At 72.5% G+C, this 18,840-nt stretch carries 17 protein-coding genes; 10 read left to right on the forward strand and 7 right to left on the reverse strand.

The window, feature by feature from the left end:
- Window positions 1–385: 385 nt before the first annotated feature.
- Window positions 386–1,795, forward strand: a complete 1,410-nt coding sequence (locus B072_RS0106930; RefSeq protein ID WP_018529213.1) for an 8-oxoguanine deaminase — start codon at window positions 386–388, stop codon at window positions 1,793–1,795.
- Entirely contained in the window at window positions 1,792–3,153 is a 1,362-nt protein-coding gene (locus tag B072_RS0106935; protein ID WP_018529214.1) for a uracil-xanthine permease family protein, read from the forward strand. The genes B072_RS0106930 and B072_RS0106935 overlap by 4 nt, the downstream gene beginning before the upstream one ends.
- On the opposite strand, the gene B072_RS0106940 is transcribed toward B072_RS0106935, so the two are convergent.
- Genes B072_RS0106940 through B072_RS0106950 form a run of 3 tightly spaced genes read right to left on the reverse strand, consistent with a single transcriptional unit; the run spans window position 3,146 to window position 4,868 of the window.
- Window positions 3,146–3,874: a DUF5063 domain-containing protein gene (locus B072_RS0106940; protein ID WP_078506326.1), complete on the reverse strand. Its 729-nt coding sequence runs from the start codon at window positions 3,872–3,874 to the stop codon at window positions 3,146–3,148. The two genes, B072_RS0106935 and B072_RS0106940, sit on opposite strands and share 8 nt — an antisense overlap.
- A complete protein-coding gene (gene recR, locus B072_RS0106945; protein WP_018529216.1) occupies window positions 3,867–4,466 on the reverse strand; it encodes a recombination mediator RecR in 600 nt (199 codons plus the stop codon). Before recR ends, B072_RS0106940 begins: the two co-directional genes overlap by 8 nt.
- 57 nt (window positions 4,467–4,523) lie before the next feature.
- Complete coding sequence (locus B072_RS0106950) at window positions 4,524–4,868, reverse strand: YbaB/EbfC family nucleoid-associated protein (RefSeq protein WP_026245530.1); 345 nt, start codon at window positions 4,866–4,868, stop codon at window positions 4,524–4,526.
- 289 nt (window positions 4,869–5,157) lie between these two features.
- On the opposite strand from B072_RS0106950, the gene B072_RS0106955 reads away from it, so the two are divergent.
- The 3 genes from B072_RS0106955 (at window position 5,158) to B072_RS0106965 (ending at window position 7,605) form a co-directional block, all read left to right on the forward strand.
- Entirely contained in the window at window positions 5,158–5,883 is a 726-nt protein-coding gene (locus B072_RS0106955; protein ID WP_018529218.1) for an SLATT domain-containing protein, read from the forward strand.
- Between the two features lie 266 nt (window positions 5,884–6,149).
- Entirely contained in the window at window positions 6,150–6,854 is a 705-nt protein-coding gene (locus B072_RS0106960) for a GntR family transcriptional regulator (protein WP_018529219.1), read from the forward strand.
- 100 nt (window positions 6,855–6,954) lie between these two features.
- A complete protein-coding gene (locus tag B072_RS0106965; protein ID WP_018529220.1) occupies window positions 6,955–7,605 on the forward strand; it encodes a hypothetical protein in 651 nt (216 codons plus the stop codon).
- A 58-nt stretch (window positions 7,606–7,663) separates the two neighbouring features.
- Here B072_RS0106965 and B072_RS0106970 read toward each other — a convergent pair whose 3' ends face one another.
- On the reverse strand, window positions 7,664–9,019 hold the full coding sequence (locus B072_RS0106970) for an aspartate aminotransferase family protein (RefSeq protein WP_018529221.1): 1,356 nt from the start codon (window positions 9,017–9,019) through the stop codon (window positions 7,664–7,666).
- A gap of 155 nt (window positions 9,020–9,174) precedes the next feature.
- Here B072_RS0106970 and B072_RS0106975 point away from each other — a divergent pair, with 155 nt between their 5' ends.
- The 3 genes from B072_RS0106975 (at window position 9,175) to B072_RS0106985 (ending at window position 11,795) form a co-directional block, all read left to right on the forward strand.
- Window positions 9,175–9,657 carry a hypothetical protein gene (locus B072_RS0106975; RefSeq protein WP_018529222.1) on the forward strand — a complete coding sequence of 161 codons (483 nt, stop codon included), beginning with the start codon at window positions 9,175–9,177 and terminating at the stop codon, window positions 9,655–9,657.
- Window positions 9,658–9,797: 140 nt separating this feature from the next.
- Complete coding sequence (locus B072_RS0106980; RefSeq protein ID WP_018529223.1) at window positions 9,798–10,496, forward strand: response regulator transcription factor; 699 nt, start codon at window positions 9,798–9,800, stop codon at window positions 10,494–10,496.
- A complete protein-coding gene (locus B072_RS0106985) occupies window positions 10,497–11,795 on the forward strand; it encodes a sensor histidine kinase (RefSeq protein WP_018529224.1) in 1,299 nt (432 codons plus the stop codon).
- A 466-nt stretch (window positions 11,796–12,261) separates the two neighbouring features.
- On the opposite strand, the gene B072_RS0106990 is transcribed toward B072_RS0106985, so the two are convergent.
- Both B072_RS0106990 and B072_RS0106995 read right to left on the reverse strand, forming a co-directional pair.
- Window positions 12,262–13,059: a polyphosphate polymerase domain-containing protein gene (locus tag B072_RS0106990; protein ID WP_018529225.1), complete on the reverse strand. Its 798-nt coding sequence runs from the start codon at window positions 13,057–13,059 to the stop codon at window positions 12,262–12,264.
- Window positions 13,056–13,703: a DUF4956 domain-containing protein gene (locus B072_RS0106995; protein WP_018529226.1), complete on the reverse strand. Its 648-nt coding sequence runs from the start codon at window positions 13,701–13,703 to the stop codon at window positions 13,056–13,058. The genes B072_RS0106990 and B072_RS0106995 overlap by 4 nt, the downstream gene beginning before the upstream one ends.
- Window positions 13,704–13,898: 195 nt before the next feature.
- On the opposite strand from B072_RS0106995, the gene B072_RS0107000 reads away from it, so the two are divergent.
- A complete protein-coding gene (locus B072_RS0107000; protein WP_026245531.1) occupies window positions 13,899–15,770 on the forward strand; it encodes a serine/threonine-protein kinase in 1,872 nt (623 codons plus the stop codon).
- Between the two features lie 101 nt (window positions 15,771–15,871).
- Window positions 15,872–17,377: an FG-GAP-like repeat-containing protein gene (locus B072_RS42650; protein ID WP_018529228.1), complete on the forward strand. Its 1,506-nt coding sequence runs from the start codon at window positions 15,872–15,874 to the stop codon at window positions 17,375–17,377.
- 170 nt (window positions 17,378–17,547) lie between these two features.
- Here the strand turns inward: B072_RS42650 and B072_RS0107010 are convergent, their stop codons facing one another.
- Window positions 17,548–18,831, reverse strand: a complete 1,284-nt coding sequence (locus B072_RS0107010; protein WP_026245532.1) for an adenylosuccinate synthase — start codon at window positions 18,829–18,831, stop codon at window positions 17,548–17,550.
- Window positions 18,832–18,840 lie beyond the last annotated feature (9 nt).

Below are 18,840 nucleotides of genomic sequence, written 5' to 3' on the forward strand. Positions count from 1 at the left end.
TGTACGTATGCGTACTGCGGTCGGCTCAGTTTAACGAGCGGCCGAAATCCGCCCCGGCGATATCGCATCGTGAGATGTCCCGCCCACGAGTTGATCACCAGGTCTTCGGCAACCGGCGTCCGGCCGCTCCGCACAAGCGCATGCCCGCGCCTTGTGAAGGGCAACCGGGAAAGTGGGGCGGCTCACACGGACAGGGTTACGTCACCGAAATCCCCGGAGCCGCCGTCCGTAACCCTCCCTCCCTACGTTCCCGACCCAGGCCCGTCCGTCTCTCGCAGACGGTGACGATCCGGATCGCTCGCACGGCACCGGGACAGGGCAGCGCGCTGAAGAGTCCCGACCGGCCGCTGCGTTCCGGAGGTTGCCCGTGGCACCCGTGCCCGAAATGTTCGACGTATCCGATGCGTTCGACGTACCCGAAGTGTTCGACGTACTCGTCAAGGACGCCCGCCTGCTCGTCGTGGACGGCGAGCGGGAGATCCCCGGCGGCTGGGTGGCCGTACGGGACGGGCGCGTGGCGGCCGTCGGCGCGCCCGGCTCCGAGCCCGCCGCCCGCGAGGTGATCTCCGCGGCGGGCCGCCTGGTGACACCGGGCCTGATCAACACCCACCACCACATCTACCAGAACCTCACGCGCTCCTACGGGCCCGCGGTCAACGGCAGCCTCTTCTCCTGGCTGACCACGCTGTACCCGCTCTGGGCCGCGCTCGACGAGGAGGCCGTGTACGTGTCGACGTACGTCGGCATGGCCGAGCTCCTCATGGGCGGCTGCACGACGTCCATGGACCACCTGTACGTCCATCCGCGCCCGTACCTCGTGGACGCCGGGATCCACGCGGCCAAGGACATCGGCTTCCGCTTCCACGCCACGCGCGGCTCGATGACGCGCTCGGTGGAGGACGGCGGCCTGCCACCGTCCTCGGTGACCCAGACCGAGGACGAGGTGCTCGCGGACAGCGAACGCGTCATCGCGGCCCACCACGACCGCGCCCCGGGGGCGCTGGTCCGCGTGGCGCTCGCCCCCTGCTCCCCCTTCTCGGTCACCAAGGAGCTGATGACGGCGACGGCCGAGCTGGCCGAACGCCACGACGTCCGCCTCCACACCCACCTCGCCGAGGACCCCGACGAGGACACGTACTGCCTGGAGACGTACGGCTGCCGTCCCGTCGAGTACTTCGAGGACACGGGCTGGCTGACCGACCGGTCGTGGGTCGCCCACTGCATCCACCCGAACGACGCGGAGCTGGCGAGGCTCGCCGCCGCCGGGGTCGGTGTCGCCCACTGCCCCAGCTCCAACATGCTCATCGGCGGCGGCACGGCCCGGGTCCGCGAGATGCGCGAGCTCGGCCTGCCGGTCGGCCTCGGCTGCGACGGCTCGGCGTCCACCGACCACGCGTCGCTGTGGATGGAGACGCGGGGCGCCCTGCTGCTGGGGCGCTACCGCGGCGGCCCGGCCGCGATGACGGCCCGCGACGCCCTCGACATCGCGACCCGCGGCTCGGCCCAATGCCTGGGCAGGGCCGACGAGTTGGGGCATCTGCGCCCCGGCGCCTGTGCGGACCTGGTGATCTGGGACCTGCACGAGGTCGCCCTGGCCGGCGCGTACAGCGACCCGGTGGAGGCCTGGCTGCGCTGCGGCCCCGCGCGGGCCTGGACGACGATGGTCGGCGGCCGCGTCCTGGTCGACCGGGGCGAACCGGTCCTGGCCGGTCTCACGGACGCCCTGCGCACGCACGGCCGGATCGCACGGTCGATGCAGGGCCTCGCCGAGAAGGCCGGGGTGACGACGCGATGACGACGACCACCCCCGCGACCACGACCGTGCCGGCGCCCTCGCGCGAGGCTTCCCTCGACCTCGTCCACGGCATCGACGACAAGCCCCCGCTGCCTCGGACCCTGCTCCTCGGCGTCCAGCAACTCCTGGTGTCCAACGTGTGGTTGGACCCGCTGTTCATCGCCGGTGTCGGCGGCCTCTCCTCCGGCCTGGCGACGAGCCTGGTCACGGTCACCTTCCTGGCGGCGGGCCTCGCCACGCTCGTCCAGACCACGAAACTGGTCCGGCTGCCGATCGTCGAGGGCCCGTCGTCGGCGTTCGACGCGATGGCGATCGCCGCGGCCAAGAGCGGTCAACTGGCCGCGGCGACGACCGGGTTGGTGATCGGCGCGGCGCTGGTGCTGCTGGCGTCGGTGACGGGCGCCCTGCGCCACATCCGTAAGGTCTTCACGCCCGCGGTGACCGGCACGGTGATGCTCCTCGTGGGGCTGCTCCTGGCACAGTTCACGTTCCTGGAGTTCTTCGGCGGCGACTCGACAGCCGCCGACTTCGCGTCACCCGCCGTCGTCCTGCCGGCCGTCGCGACCTGTGCGACCGTCGTCGTCTGCGGGTTCCTGAAGCGCGGCGACCTGCGCATGTACTCCTTCCTCGTGGCCCTCGTCGTCGGCGACGCGCTCGCCGCCTGCACCGGCCGCCTCGACTTCTCCGCGGTCGGCGACGCGGCCTGGTTCGCCCTTCCCACGTTCCTGCCGTACGGGGCGCTGGACTTCGACCCGGCGCTCACCGTCACGATGGTCGTGATCTTCCTGGCCGCCGTCGCCGAGGCGGTCGGCTGCTACGAGACGACGGCGGAGCTCACCGGTGAACGTCTCAGCGACCGTCGCGTGGCGAACGGCGTCGCGGGCGAGGCGGGCGGCTCGCTCGTCTCCGGCCTGTTCGGCGGCTTCGGCACGACGGCGTACGCGCAGAACCTGGGCGTCGTCCGGCTGACCCGGGTCGCGAGCCGCCACACGGTACGGGTCACGGCGCTGGTGCTCATCGCGCTCGCCTTCCTGCCGAAGGCGGCGGCGGTGCTGGTGGCGACCCCGGCCCCGGTGGTCGGCGGCCTGTTCCTGCCCGCGGCCGGTTCGGTGGTCTTCGCGGGGATCACGATCCTGGCCCGGGTGCGCGACGACGACCGGGCGGTGCTCGTGGCCGTCCTCGCGGTGATGGCGGGGCTCGGCGTGCCGGGCCTGGGGGCGGCGCTGACCGACCGGCTGCCCGGCGTCGTCGGGGACCTCGCCGGGCAGGGGATCGTGGTCGGGACGGTGGCCGCGGTGCTGCTGCAGGTGCTCCTCGTACAGCTGCCCGGGTGGGTCCGGGCCCGGAGCGCTACTTGACGGGGCGCAGCCCCAGCGGGCCCGCGATCTCCTCCGCCATGACCCGGCCCGCCTCCTCCTCGAGGGCGTCCTCGCCGGCCGACAGGTCCTCGTCGGTGTCGAGGCCGTCGAGCTCGGGGAGCGGCTGGTTCAGGCGGACGTGGGCGACCAGGGACTGCAGGGCGCGCAGCGTCGCGGACGCCGTGGAGCCCCAGTTGGAGAAGTACGAGAACTGCCACCACCACAGGGCCTCGGTCACCCGGCCCGCGCGGTAGTGGGCCATGCCGTGGCGCAGGTCGGTAACGACGTCGGCCAGGTCGTCGGAGATGCGGGCCGCGACGGGCGCCTTGCGGGGCTCGTACGGGTCGAAGACCTCGGAGTAGACGTCGATCGGGTCCAGCATGAGGGCCAGGCGCTCGCGCAGGTCGTCGACGTCGGGCTCCGGGCCGAGGTCCGGCTCGTAGCGCTCGTCCGGGAGGATGTCCTCGTGCGCGCCGAGCCGGCCGCCCGCCAGCATCAGCTGCGAGACCTCCAGGAGGAGGAACGGCACGGCGGAGTCCGGCTCGTCGCCCTTGGCGATCTCGCTGACCGCGACGATGAACGACTCGACCTGGTCGGAGATCTGGACCGCGAAGTCGTTCGGGTCCTGGGTGGTGGAGTGCAGCGTGACCGCGTCAGGCGTCTGAGCCGCCTGCGGCACCTGCGACTGAGTTGTCTCGGGTGTCTCGGGTGTCTTAGACATCTAGGAGTCTTCTCCCCTCGAAGGCGCGGCCGAGGGTGACCTCGTCCGCGTACTCCAGGTCGCCCCCGACGGGGAGGCCGCTGGCCAGGCGGGTGACCTTCAGGCCCATGGGCTTGATCATGCGGGCGAGGTACGTCGCCGTCGCCTCGCCCTCCAGGTTCGGGTCGGTCGCGAGGATCAGCTCGGTGACCGTGCCGTCCGCGAGGCGGGCGAGCAGTTCCCTGATCCGCAGATCGTCCGGGCCGACGCCCTCGATCGGGCTGATCGCGCCGCCGAGGACGTGGTACTTGCCCCGGAACTCACGGGTCCGCTCGATCGCGACGACGTCCTTCGGCTCCTCGACCACGCAGATGACGGAGAGGTCGCGGCGCGGGTCGCGGCAGATGTTGCACAGCTCTTCCTGCGCCACGTTCCCGCAGGTCGCGCAGAAGCGGACCTTCGCCTTGACCTCCATCAGGGCCTGCGCGAGCCGCCGTACGTCCGTCGGCTCCGCCTGCAGGATGTGGAAGGCGATCCGCTGCGCGCTCTTGGGACCGACGCCGGGCAGCCTGCCCAACTCGTCGATGAGGTCCTGGACCACGCCTTCGTACACGGATCAGCTGCCTTCCGGTGGGGTGTCGCTCGGTACGTACGGTAGTTGGCGCGGCGCCTAGAAGGGGAGGCCCGGGATGCCGCTGCCGCCGCCCAGACCCTGGGCGAGGGGGCCCAGCTTCTGCTGCTGGAGCGTCTGCGCGTTCTCGTTGGCCGCCGCCACCGCCGCGATCACGAGGTCGGCGAGGGTCTCGGTGTCCTCCGGGTCGACCGCCTTCGGGTCGATCGTCAGGGCCCGCAGTTCACCCGAGCCCGTCACCGTCGCCTTGACGAGGCCGCCGCCCGCCTGGCCCTCGACCTCGGTCCGCCCCAGCTCTTCCTGAGCCTTCGCGAGGTCCTGCTGCATCTTCTGGGCCTGCTGGAGCAGCTGCTGCATGTTGGGCTGGCCACCACCGGGGATCACGATTCAGCTCCTGGGGTCCGGGTGCGTTCTGTCGGTCTGCGTACGGCGTGCATACGGCGTACGTACCGAGCCTACGTGGTCCCGGGGGCCACCGCCCTGAGGTCTTTCACTGCACTCTTTCGAGTGAGATGGGCCGCTTTCCTATACCCGATGAAGGCCCACTTCTAGGGGTAAAACCCGCGAAAGCGGGTCCTTGGCCACCCATTGGGCGGTAGGAAGATGCTGCACATTCAGCCCCATCCGTAACCAGTAGAGCCAGCAGAGCCAGTAGAGGTCGAGGGAGTGCCGGGTGAGCCAGCCGGAGATGCAGCCCGAAGGACCGCCCCAGGAGGATCCCGGGACGGGCGACCTCACGGGGCGGACGTTTCCGCTCGGCGACTGGGGTGAGCCCGCCGAGCGGCTCGACGAGCTGTACCGGTGGGTGGAGCAGGGCGCCCTGCGGACCCAGGCCTGGTATCTCGCCGACCGCGCGTGGAAGCGGCGCGGGGCCCGGGTGCTGCGCGCCGGTGCGGCGCTCGGGGCCGTGTGCGGGGGCGTGCTGCCGCTGCTCGATCTGACGGGCACGGCGGGGGGTGTCGCGCCCTGGGGGTACGTGTCCCTGCTGCTCGCCGTGGCGTGCGTCGGATGCGACCGGTACTTCGGGCTCACCTCCGGGTGGATAAGGGACGTCGCCACCGCGCAGGCCGTGCAGCGGCGGTTGCAGGTGCTGCAGTTCGACTGGGCCTCGGAGAACGTGCGCGAGGTGCTCGGGCCGACGGACGGCACGGCGAGCGAGGCGGCCGAGCGGTGTCTCGGGGTGCTGCGGAGGTTCTCCGAGGACGTGACGGAGCTGGTGCGGGCGGAGACCGCGGACTGGATGGTGGAGTTCCGGTCGGGGCCGGCGCCGCTGGTGATGCAGTCCTCGGTGCCGGGCGCTGCCGCGCGGGGGCCGGAGCCGAACGGGCCGGGGCGTTTCCCGCTGCCCCCCGGAGCCCGGCCGAACATGCCCCGGCAGCGCCCGCCGGAGCCCAGGTAGGGGTTCTCGGTCGCGTCGCCGGGGGCGGGTCTCGGCGTGGCCGGTCGCGCGGTTCCCCGCGCCCCTGAGGCATGCGCTGCGCGCAGCCTCCCCGGGCGAGCGGAGCTCGCTCCAGGGGCGCGGGGCTGTGCCGATCAGCGGCTCCGCCGCGGGGCGCGAGAAGCCCCACCGGGCCGCAGTCGCACGACAAGGGGAACCCGGCAGTCGCGGCGGCGGGGCTAGGGTGGCCGGACGACAATCGCCCGGCCACCCTGGAGAGCCGCACCGTGCCCCCCGCATCCGACGGTCCCACCGTCACCCGCTCCACCCTGCGCCAGCAGATCGCGGACGCGTTGCGCGACGAGATCCTCGGGGGGCGGCTGGCGCCCGGCCAGGAGTTCACCGTCAAGGAGATCGCCGACGGGTACGGGGTGTCGGCGACGCCGGTCCGCGAGGCCCTGGTCGACCTGACCGCGCAGGGCCTGCTCGATTCGGCCCAGCACCGCGGCTTCCGCGTCCACGAGTACTCCCTCGCCGACTACCGGGCCATGATCGAGGCCCGCAGCCTGGTCGCCGACGGCATCTTCCGCGGGCTCGCCGAGAACGCCCCGCAGGCCCCCGTCACGGCCGCCGCCCTGACCGGGGTGCGCCGCCGCGGCGAGGAGGCGGCCCGGGCCGCGGCCGCCGGTGACCTGAACGTCCTGATCGGCTACGACCTGCGGTTCTGGCGGGAGCTCTCGGCGCTGTTCGGGAACTCCTACCTCTCCGACTTCTTCCACCGGCTGCGGGTGCAGTCCTGGATGTGCGCGGTGCCGCATCTGCGCCGGGCCGGGGAGCTGCGGGGCCGTCTGTGGGCCGGGCACTGCGAGCTGGTGGACGCCCTCTCCCGCAGGGACGCGCGGGCCGCGCACGCGATCATCGCCTCGTACAACACGGATTCGCTCGCGCTGGTCGAGAGCATCACCGGCGAGCGGGGCCGGGAGGGCCGGTAGGCCCCATCCGCAGTGGGTACCTGCAAGACAGGTCTGCCCCGGCCCGACGCGCATTACGCTGGCGCTGACGCCTCGACGTCTCCGACTCTAAGGAGCCCCCTTGGCCTGTGACCTGTGGCTCGTCCCCCTCGTCGACGTGCTGTGCCACAGCCCCGACAATCCCTTCGCCGAAGAACTCGCGCTCTACGACAAGGCGTTGCACGAGGCAGGACTTCCGCCGGTGCCGGTCTACGCGTACATGCCGGGCCTGTCGGGCGACGTGGCGCCGGTCGCGGGGTTCGACTACGACGCGCTGCACTTCCTGCGGCGCGCGTACCTGCTGCAGTTGTGCGGGCTCGCGGTGACGCCGGTCGACGAACTCGGCGGGGACTACGAGCAGTTGCTGGAGATGTTCGAGAGCACGGCGCAGAGCTCGCACCTGGTCTGGCACTACGACCACGCGGGCGCGTACGTCCCGGTCGACTTCGGGACACCGCTGTCGAACGATGAACTGCTCGCCGGAGGCGGCCCGCTGGGCTCCTCGCACGCGCTGCTGCGGGAGCTGGAGTACGTGGCGCCGTCGATCGGCATAGACCCGGCGAACCCGCCGTCGGCGCCGGCGCCGCCCGCCGGGCCGACCGCCCTGGAGGAGCCGGCGGCCGCGGTGCCGTTGGACGACAGTCCGTTCGCGCGGGAGCGGCATGTGTGGCTGGGCCTGCACCAGGCGGCGACGCGCAGCCTGGCCCAGGGCTCGATGATCATCTTCAGCTGAGCCGTCCAGGTGGGCCGGTCCCCCGGCCCACCGGACAACGGCCCGCCTGGCAACGCCCCTACGCCACGTGCTCGTCCGCGACGGCGAGCGCCGCGTCGAGGGCGGCGAGGCCCTCCTTGGCCTCGGCCTCCGTGATGTTCAGCGGCGGCACGACGTGCGTGCGGTTCATGTTGATGAAGGGCCACAGGCCGTTCTTCTTGGCGGCGGCGCCGAACGCGGCCATCGGCGCGTTGTCCGCACCGGCCGCGTTGTACGGCACCAGCGGCTCGCGCGTCTCCTTGTCCCGTACGAGGTCCAGGGCCCAGAACATGCCGACGCCGCGCACCTCGCCGACCGACGGGTGCCGCTCGGCGAGCTCGCGCAGGGCGGGCTCGATGATCTCCGCGCCGGTCTTCGCGGCCTGCTCGACGATGCCCTCCTCCTCCATCACGTTGAGGGTGGCGACGGCGGCGGCGCAGGCCAGCGGGTGCCCGGAGTAGGTGAGACCACCCGGGTACGGGCGCTTGGCGAACGTCTCGGCGATCGCGCCGCTGATCGCGACACCGCCGAGCGGCACGTAGCCCGAGTTCACGCCCTTCGCGAAGGTCATGAGGTCCGGCGTGACGTCGTACAGGTCGGCGGCGAACCACTTGCCGGTGCGGCCGAAGCCCGCCATGACCTCGTCGAGGACGAAGACGATGCCGTACCTGTCGCACAGCTCACGGACACCGGCCAGGTAGCTCTTGGGCGGCAGCATGATGCCCGCCGTGCCCGGGACGGTCTCCAGGATGATCGCGGCGATCGTCGCCGGACCCTCGAACTGGATCGTGGACTCCAGGTGCTCCAGCGCGCGGGCGCACTCCTGCTCCTCCGTCTCGGCGTAGAAGCGCGAGCGGTACAGGAACGGCGCCCAGAAGCGGACGACGCCGGCCGAGCCGCTGTCGTTGGCCCAGCGGCGCGGGTCGCCGGTGACGTTGATGGCCTGCTGGGTGCCGCCGTGGTACGAGCGGTACGCGGAGAGCACCTTGGGGCGGCCCGTGTGCAGACGGGCCATGCGCAGGGCGTGCTCGACGGCGTCCGCGCCGCCGTTCGTGAAGAAGATCTTGTCGAGGTCGCCGGGGGTGCGCTCGGCGATGAGGCGTGCGGCCTCCGAGCGCGACTCGATGGCGAACGCGGGCGCGAACGTCGTCATCGTCGCGGCCTGCTCCTGGATCGCGGCGACGACCTTCGGGTGCTGGTACCCGATGTTCGTGTAGACGAGACCTGAGGTGAAGTCGAGGTAGCGGTTGCCGTCGTAGTCCCAGAAGTACGAGCCTTCGGCACCGGCGACGGCCAGCGGATCGATGAGCTCCTGTGCGGACCAGGAGTGGAACACGTGCGCACGGTCCGCGGCCTTGACGGCGGCGCCGACCTGGGGATTCGGCTGAGGGGTCATGGGGCCGAGGGTAAATGTCCGGTGCACCCGGGTGCCATCGGCGTCCTGTCTGTGGGACGCCGCCGAACCCGACAGACTGTCGCCCCCGCCGCCCTCCGTCGTTACCGGGCCGCTTTTAGCGTGGCGTTAGGAAACCGTCCGGCAGGGTGGGCGGCATGAAGTGGCGCAGCGTGGCGGCGACCGCGGCCTGGGTGGCCGTGTGCACGGCCGCGGGCGGGCTCGGTGCCTGGCAACTGGCGGGGGCGGACGCGACCGCGGGCGCCGGGACGGGGCCCCGGGGCCGGACCCTGGACGACGCGGCGGTACGGCGGGCCCTCGCCTCGGCGACGTCGTCCGCCGGGCCGTCGTCCGGGGCCTCTCCCGGTTCCTCGACCTCGGCGGACCGGCGGCGCACGCTGCGGTTCGTCGGGGGTTCGGCGACCGTGGAGTGCGGGGCGGACGGGACCGTGTACCTGGTGTCGTGGAGCCCCGCGGGGGGTTACGAGATCGATGGCGACGACGTCGTACGGGGGCCGGGGCGGGTGGCGCGGCTGAAGGTGGAACCCTCGGACGACGATGCGGATGATCTTGAGTATCGGGTGCGGTGCGGGGCGGGGTCTTCGGCCCGGGCCGAGCGGGTCGCGGAGTCGGACGATTGACGGCTTGTTCGTCGCCGGGTGCCGGCCGGTGGGGCTTCTCGCGCAGTTCCCCGCGCCCCTGGAAGCGAGCTCCGCTCGCCCAGGGGCAGTACCCGCAGACCGCCACGAACCGCACCCGGCAGACGAAATACGGTGACCCCATGCCCCATCTCCTGGTCATAGAGGACGACCCGGCGCTGCGCGGAGCGCTTGTGCGGGCCCTGAGCGACAAAGGGCACGCCGTCGCCACCGCGGCGAACGGCATGACGGGCCTCGACGCCGCCGTCACCGACCGCCCGGACCTCGTCGTCCTCGACCTGGGCCTGCCCGACGTGGACGGCGTGCAGGTGCTGCGGATGCTGCGGGCCGTCAGCGACGTACCGGTGATCGTGGCGACGGCCCGCGACGAGGAGCCGGAGATGGTGTCCGTGCTCGGCGAGGGCGCGGACGACTACATCGTGAAGCCGTTCGGCGCGGCCCAGTTGGACGCGCGGGTCAAGGCGGTGCTGCGGCGGCTCGGGCTGCCCGGCGACGCCGAGGAGCCGATCCGGGTCGGCGGGCTCGTGATGTCCCCGGGAGCGCGCGAGGTCACCCTCGACGGGCGCCGACTGGAGCTGACGCCGCGCGAGTTCGACCTGCTCGCGCATCTCGCCCGGCGCCCCGGCCAGGTCGTCTCGCGCCGGGAGCTGCTGGCCGAGGTGTGGCAGCAGCCGCTGGGCGGTGCCGACAAGACGGTCGACGTCCATCTGTCCTGGCTGAGACGGAAGTTGGGGGAGAGCGCGCAGGCGCCGCGCTATCTGCACACGGTGCGCACGGTGGGCGTGAAGCTGATGGCACCGCAGGGCAGCGAGGAGCCGTAGATGCGCCGGACCCTGCTCCTGCTCACGGCCGCGACCACGGCCCTGGTGCTCACCGCGCTGCTCGTCCCGCTCACGCTGCTCACCCGCAGCCACGCCGCGGACCGGGCGACCGCGGAGGCGACGGCCCGCGCGCAGTGGGTGGCCGCCGCGATGGGCCCCACGCTGGGCCGGGCGTCGGAGCGGGCCGACGCCGAACAGGCCGTGGAGAGCGTCAACTCGGCTTCCGGGCCCGGGACATCGATCGTCTTCGCCGACGGCGCGGTCATCGGCGCCCCTGCCGCCGTGACCGACGCGGTGCGGCTCGCCCGGGAGGGGCGGGCGTTCACCTACGAGCCCTCGGGCGGGGGACGGCAGGTCCTGGTGCCGGTCCAGGGCGCGGCCGCGGGCACCGCCGTGGTCCAAGTGACCATGAGCACGGGCCAGTTGTACGACGGCATGCTGTCGTCGTGGCTGACGCTCGCCGGGATCGGGGTCGGGCTCGTCCTCATCGGGCTGGTGCTCGCGGACCGGCTCGGGGCGCGGCTCGTCGGCGCGACGCGGGCGCTCGCGGGCACCGCGGACCGGCTCGCGACCGGTGACCTCACGGCGCGGGTGGAGCCGGACGGGCCGCCCGAACTCCGTTCCGTGGCATCCCAGTTGAACCATCTCGCGGCCCGCATCGACGAGCTGCTCACCGCCGAGCGGGAGAACGCCGCCGACCTCGCGCACCGGCTGCGCACCCCCGTCGCGGCGCTGCGGCTCGACGCGGAGGGGCTGCGGGACGCGGAGGAGGCGGAGCGCATAGGGGCGAGTGTCGCCGCCCTGGAGCGGGGCGTGGACGAGGTGATCCGCAAGGCGCGGCGGCCGTTGCGGGAGCCCGCCGGGGCGGATCTGGTGGCGGTGGCCCGGGAGCGTACGGCGTTCTGGGAGCCGCTCGTCTCCGACCAGGAACGGACGCTCGACGTGTCGGTGCCGGACGCTCCGCTGGTGGTCGCGGTGCCGGAGGACGAACTCGCCGCCGCGCTCGACGCGTTGATCGGGAACGTGCTCGACCACACGCCGCTCGGGGTCGGTTTCCGGGTGTGCGTACGGGAGCTGCCGGCGGGCGGGGCCGAGCTGGTGGTGGCCGACGAGGGGCCCGGGCTGCCCGCGCGGGCCGTCTCCCGGGGGGCCAGCGGGGGCGGGTCCACCGGGCTCGGCCTGTCCATCGCGCGGCGCACCGCGGAGGAGTCCGGCGGCGAGGTGTCCTTCGCAGGACCCGGCGCCGTGGTGACCCTACGGTGGCCTGCGGCGCGTCTGCCGGGTCGAGGGTGCGCGTGAGGGTGCCCCGCGCCCGCTTTCGCCTGAGTCTGCGGCCCGGTGGGGCTTCTCGCGCAGTTCCCCGCGCCCCTGAAAGATCCGCGTCTGCCCCACAGGGTCTCGCCGCGACCTGACGGCCGGTGGTCCTGCTGCGCGCAGTTCCCCGCGCCCCTGAAGGATCCGCGTCTGCCGGGTCGAGGGGGCGCGTGAGGGTGCCCCGCGCCCGCTTTCGCCTGAGTCTGCGGCCCGGTGGGGCTTCTCGCGCAGTTCCCCGCGCCCCTGAAAGATCCGCGTCTGCCCCACAGGGTCTCGCCGCGACCTGACGGCCGGTGGTCCTGCTGCGCGCAGTTCCCCGCGCCCCTGAGATGCGCACTTCGTGCGGCATCTCATCGGGGAAGCTGCGCGCAGCGCATGCTTCAGGGGCGCGGGGAACTGCGCGACCAGCCACGACGAGACGCGGGGCCGCCCACCGACAACAGCGACCGAGCTAGGAGGCGCTCCGCGGAAACGCCTGCTTCACCGCGCGGGACCAGCGGTTCACCCCGAGTTCCGGGCGCAGCGCGGCGAACCCCCCGCAGTACTTCGTGAACTCGGCGGCACGCACCCCGTACCGGTGCAGAATCCGGTCCGCCTCCGTCAGGTGGCCCCGCGTCTTCGTCTCCACCAGCACCAGCCCGCCGCAGGCCCGCACGGCCCGCCCGTCGACGACGTCCCGTACGACCAGACCCGCGTCGCACGTCACCCGCTGCCCGTCGGCGACGAACGTCGCGCGCTGGTAGTCCGTGACCAGGGAGGGCCGCAGCCCTTCCGGGGACGGGAGCCCGTACGCGCCGCTCAGGACCCCGGCCAGGAACCCCCGCCCGGCCTCGTCGAGCACCGGGGCGTCGCCGCTCACCCGGCGCCGGTGCTTGACCGTCTCGCCGCGGCCGTTCTTCAGCTTGATCTCGAACTGCCGCTCCCCGCTGTCCTGGTAGAGGCGCTCACGGATCTTGTAGCGCAGCCGGCGCCCCTGCCGGTGATCGTGGTAGGTCCGCAGGTCGGCCGTGTCGTAGTACGTGGAGCGGTAGCCGAACCAGCGCCGCCCGTTCACGGACAGCGCGCGGAACGGGCCGCCCGCGCGGCGCGGATCGGTGAGCAGCGCCGCGAAGTCCTCGAAGATCTCCACCGGGACGAGATAGCTGTGGTCCCGGCGGGCCAACAGTTCGGCCTTGCTGTTGAGTTCGTCGAGGGAGAGGGGCCGGGCGGCGAGTGCGGCGCGGCCGATGGCACGTACGGCGGGGATCACACGGTCTCCTGTCGATGGGCGGCAGTAACGGTGGTCGTGCTCTTCGGACGTACGGGGGCCACCCATTGTTCCCGAACTTCCGTCTGTCGAAAGCGAACTTCCACCACGGTCAGGTCGCGTACGTGGTCGATCTCCCGCACCGTCCAGCCGTACGGCTGCCCGACCGTGCGCGCCAGCTCGGCCCGGAGCGCGCCCTCGTCGGCGTACACCGCGTCGAGGGTGACGACGGCCCGGCGGTCGCGGGCGTACAGGCGTGGGTGGTCGGCGACGTAGACGACGAGCAGGAGCAGCGCGGCGAGGGCCGCCGTCACGCCGAGGCCCAGCGCGCGCAGCCCGCACAGCAGGCCGAGCACCAGCGTGACGAAGTAGTACGCGACCTCCTGGTGGCGCAGCGCGTCCGAGCGGAGCCGGACGATGGACAGGACGCCGAACAGGCCGAAACCCAGAGCGAGTCCGCCGCCCCTGCCCACCTCGCCGAGGGCGGCGACCACCGCGAACAGGGCCGTGTTCAGGGCGAGATAGGCGGGCACCAGCTCGCGCCTGCGATGGCGTGGGTAGAACACACCGAAGGTGAGGAGGGTGACGGCGGCGAGGTCGAGGCCCAGATGGGCGGCGAGCTGGCCGAGGGAATGGCTGCTGTCCATGCCGGGGACGCTAGGGAACGGCGGGTTAACGGCGCCCCTGGCGGGAGTTAAGGGGACGGGAGTCGCGTGGGTGCGCGTCAACTGCCCCTATCCGACACGTCCGTTACGGAACTGTAGAAGCCGCTACCGCCCTCTCTGTCGTATACCCGCACTATTCTCGTTTTGTTGCACACGTACGGGGGAGGGTGGCGCGACATGGAGCGGCTTGAGGCGTTGGGACCAGGGGACCCGCAGCGCATAGGCGCGTACAGACTGCTGGGGCGCCTGGGCGCGGGTGGCATGGGGCAGGTGTATCTCGCGCGCTCGGAGCGCGGGCGCACCGTCGCCGTGAAGCTGGTGCGCGAGGAGCTCGCGGAGCAGGAGGAGTTCAGGAACCGCTTCCGGCAGGAGGTGCAGGCGGCGCGGCAGGTCGGCGGGGCCTGGACGGCGAGCGTCCTGGACGCGGACACGGGCGCGGAGATCCCCTGGCTGGCGACGGCGTACGTGGCCGGGCCCTCGCTGCAGCAGGTCGTCTCGCACGACTACGGCGCGCTGCCGGAGCGTTCGGTGCGGATCCTCGCCGCGGGCCTCGCGCACGCCATCAAGGACATTCACGCGGCCGGGCTCATCCACCGCGACCTGAAGCCGTCGAACGTGCTGGTCACGATCGACGGGCCGCGCGTCATCGACTTCGGTATCGCCCGCGCCCTGGAGACGGTCACCGACGGCGGGCTGACGCGGACCGGCGCGCTCGTCGGCTCGCCCGGCTTCATGGCGCCCGAGCAGGTGCGCGGCGACCGGATCACCCCGGCCTGCGACGTGTTCTGCCTGGGTTCCGTGCTCGCGTACGCGGCGACCGGCGCGCTGCCGTTCGGCACGTCCAACAGCGGGGTGCACGCCCTGATGTTCCGCATAGCCCAGGAGGAGCCGGACCTGACGGGCCTCCCGGAGGGCCTGCAGGATCTCGTGCGGGACTGTCTGCGCAAGCAGCCGGGAGAGCGGCCCTCGCCCGACGAGATCCTGGCGCGGACCGGCGCCGAGGACACCCTCGGCGTCGGCGGCCGCACCCTCGACCCGTGGCTGCCTGGCGCGCTGGTGGCCCAACTGGGGCGCCATGCCGTGCAGTTGCTGGACTCGGAGGACCCCGAGAGCTCGGTGGGCTCGGTGGGCTCGGTGGGCTCAGTGGGTGCGACGGGCCCAGCGGGCACCGCGAAGGGGGACGGCCCGACCGCCGAACCGCCGAACGCGCCGCCGCCCCCCGGCAGGCCCGGCGCCGCGCCTCCGGTGAACCACCTGCCCACGATGGTGGTGGGCGCGGACGCCCCGGCCCCGCCGCCGGCTCCCGCGGCGACGCCGAATCCGCCCGCGTACGGCTACCCGCACCAGCCCGCCTACGGCTACCCGCAGGGGAGTTGGGGCCAGACCCCGCCCTACGGCCCGGCGCCGCTCGGTACCTTGCCGCCTGCGGAGCCGCCCCGCCGCGCCCGCTCCACGGCGGCGCTGGTCGTGGTGGCCCTGGTGGTGGCGCTCGGGGCGGGCGGCTCGGTGTACGCGCTGATGAAGGACGACGGCAAGGACCCGTCGCCCGGGGCCGGCAGCACGCCGTCCTCGATGTCGGCGCCGGCCTCGGCCACCCCGTCCACGCCGTCCACGCCGTCCACGCAGGGCCAGGACTCGCCGACGCCGCAGAACACGACACCGGCCGAGACCCCGCAGTCGGCGGCGGGCGACATACCCGAGAAGTTCCTCGGCACGTGGACGAACGACAAGGGCAACACGTACGGCCCGATCTCCCGCGTCCTCGTCATCGAGCAGGGCGAGCCGGGCGACACGGTCCTGACGCTGACCCAGGACGGCACGCAGGAGAACTACGCGTCGTACCACTGCGTGTTCAAGGGCCGGCTGGCCTCGGCCACCGACTCCTCCCTCCAGGTCGCGGGCACCGACCCGGTGGTCGCCGAGCCGTCCTCCGCCTGCCGCAAGGGCACACCGAGCACGGTCGAGTTCCTGTCCTCGAACACGTTGCGCCGCACCCTCATCGACTCGACGGGCCACCAGCAGGTGTTCACCTACACCAAGGGAGGCTGAGCGGGGCCCGGCTCCGGCGCCCCGGCACCTACAACCTTCGGCACCCCACGCGAGTCTCCTGTGCGCCAACCGTCACAGTGAACCGCCGCAGGAGCACCGCCATGCCGAAGCACAAGCGCACCTCCGCCCACAGACCAGGCCGGGCCCGGCTCGCCGCCGCGACCGCCGCCGCGGCCGCACTCACCGGGAGCCTGGTCGCGCTCTCCGCCGGGTCGGCGTCGGCGGTGCCCGGCGCCTCCGCGACGCAGCCGCACGAGGCCGACTTCAACCTCGACGGGTACCCGGACGTCGCGGTCTCCTCCCCCGAGGCCACGGTCGGCGGGCAGGCGCGGGCCGGGCAGATCACGGTGTTCTACGGTTCGGCGAACGGGATCGGCGCCGCCAAGCGCGCCACGCTCACCCAGAGTTCCTCGGGTGTGCCCGGCACGCCCGAGGCCGGTGACATGTTCGGGTACGCCACGTCGCCGGGGGACTTCAACCGTGACGGCTTCACGGACCTCGCGGTCGGCACCCCGTACGAGGACATGCCCGGGGACACCGACGGCGGGACCGTCACCGTCCTGTGGGGGTCCTCCAGCGGCCTCAAGGGCGGTACGACCATCGCGGACCCGGCGCCCTCCAGCCACGACCGCTTCGGCTTCGACGTCGTGGCGGGCGACTTCGACGGCGACGCGAAGACCGACCTCGCCACGGCGGACACCTCCAAGGACGTCCGCGTCTTCAAGGGCGGCATCTCCAGGACCGGCACGGTCGGCTCGGCCACCTCCGTCAGCACCCCGCTGCGGACGAGCAGCCCCTACCACCTGCGGAAGCTCACGGCCGGTGACGTGAACGCCGACGGCAGGGACGACCTCGTCGTCAGCGGCAACCACGTCGGCGACGGCGACTACCTCGTCAACTACTACCTGCCCGGCACCACGTCCGGCCCCTCGGCCACCGCCACCGCGCTGCCGGGCGGCATCATCAGCGACATCGGTGACCTCAACGGCGACGGATTCGGCGACGTGGTCACCGGCCTGTCCGCCGACGGCTCCAACTCCGAGGGCCAGCCCGGCACTTCCGCGGGCGGCAGCATCCACGTCACCTACGGCTCCGCCACCGGGCCCGACGGCGGCTCCACGGCGATCTCCCAGGACACCGCGGGCGTTCCCGGCACGGGCGAGGCGTCGGACCTGTTCGGCTGGGAGGTCAGCGTCGGCGACGTCAACGGTGACGGGCACAGCGACATCGTCGTCGGCACGCCCGCCGAGGACGGCGCGGCCTCGGGCACCGACGACAGCGGCGCCGTGACCGTCCTGTACGGCTCGGCCTCGGGCGTCACCGGTACCGGCGCCCAGAGCTTCACCCAGGCCACGGCCGGGGTCCCGGGCAGCAGCGAGCGCGGCGACCAGTTCGGCACCGACGTCCTGCTGTCGGACTTCGACGGCGACGGCCGGTCGGACCTCGCCGTCGGCGTCGCCGGCGAGAACGCGGGCAACGGCGCGCTGACCGTCCTCAGGTCCAGCGGCGGAAAGATCACCACGACGGGCGCGCTCTCGCTGTCCCCCTCGGCCGTGGGCGTGTCCACGGCCGGCACGCCCCAGTTCGGCGCGGTGCTCGGGGGCTGACGGCCCACGAAAAGTGCCCCGGCCCGCCAATGGCGGAACCGGGGCACTCGACGTCGTACGAGAACGGCCGTACGGCAGCTCCCGCATGAGAACCGCCGCACGTGAACCGCCGCACGGCAGCTCCCGCACGAGACCCGCCGCACGAGAACCGCCGCACGAGAACGGCCGTCCTACAGGAACGAGTTGATCTCGATCGTCTCGTCGCGGCCGGGGCCGACGCCGATCGCCGAGATCGGGGCGCCGGACATCTCCTCCAGCGCCTTGACGTACGCCTGCGCGTTCTTCGGGAGGTCCGCGAAGGTCTTGGCCTTCGTGATGTCCTCCGACCAGCCGGGCAGGTACTCGTACACCGGCTTCGCATGGTGGAAGTCGGTCTGGCTGTACGGGAGTTCCTCGACGCGCTTGCCGTCGATCTCGTAGGCGACGCAGACCGGGATCTGCTCCCAGCCGGTGAGGACGTCGAGCTTGGTGAGGAAGAAGTCGGTGAGGCCGTTGACGCGGGTCGCGTAGCGGGCGATCACCGCGTCGAACCAGCCGCAGCGACGGTCACGGCCGGTGGTGACACCGCGCTCGCCACCGATGCGGCGCAGGTCCTCGCCGTCCTGGTCGAAGAGCTCCGTCGGGAACGGGCCCGCGCCGACACGGGTCGTGTACGCCTTCAGGATGCCGATGACGCGGCCGATCTTCGTCGGGCCCACGCCGGTACCCGTGCAGGCGCCGCCCGCGGTCGGGTTCGACGAGGTCACGAAGGGGTACGTGCCGTGGTCGATGTCGAGCAGCGTGCCCTGGCCACCCTCGAAGAGCACGACCTTGTCCTCGTCGAGCGCGTTGTTCAGGATCAGGGTCGTGTCGGCCACGTAGCCCTTGATCTTGTCGGCGTAGCCGAGCAGCTCCTCGACGACCTGCTGCGCCTCGATGGCGCGGCGGTTGTAGAGCTTGGTGAGCAGCTGGTTCTTGACCTCGAGGGCCGCCTCGACCTTCTGGGTGAGGATCGACTCGTCGTAGAGGTCCTGGACGCGGATGCCGACGCGGTTGATCTTGTCCGCGTACGTCGGGCCGATACCGCGGCCGGTGGTGCCGATCTTGCGCTTGCCGAGGAAGCGTTCCGTCACCTTGTCGACGGTCACGTTGTACGGCGTGATGATGTGCGCGTTACCGCTGAGCAGGAGCTTGGACGTGTCGACGCCGCGCTCGTTCAGACCGCTCAGCTCGGAGAGCAGGACCGACGGGTCGACGACGACGCCGTTGCCGATGACCGGCGTGCACTCCGGCGAGAGGATCCCGGAAGGGAGAAGGTGGAGCGCGTACTTCTGGTCGCCTACGACAACCGTGTGGCCGGCGTTGTTGCCGCCCTGGTAGCGCACTACATAGTCCACGGATCCACCGAGCAGGTCGGTGGCCTTTCCCTTGCCTTCGTCACCCCACTGAGCACCGAGCAGCACAAGTGCGGGCACAGGCGTACA

Source organism: Streptomyces sp. HmicA12, from assembly GCF_000373565.1.
GTDB lineage: Bacteria > Actinomycetota > Actinomycetes > Streptomycetales > Streptomycetaceae > Streptomyces.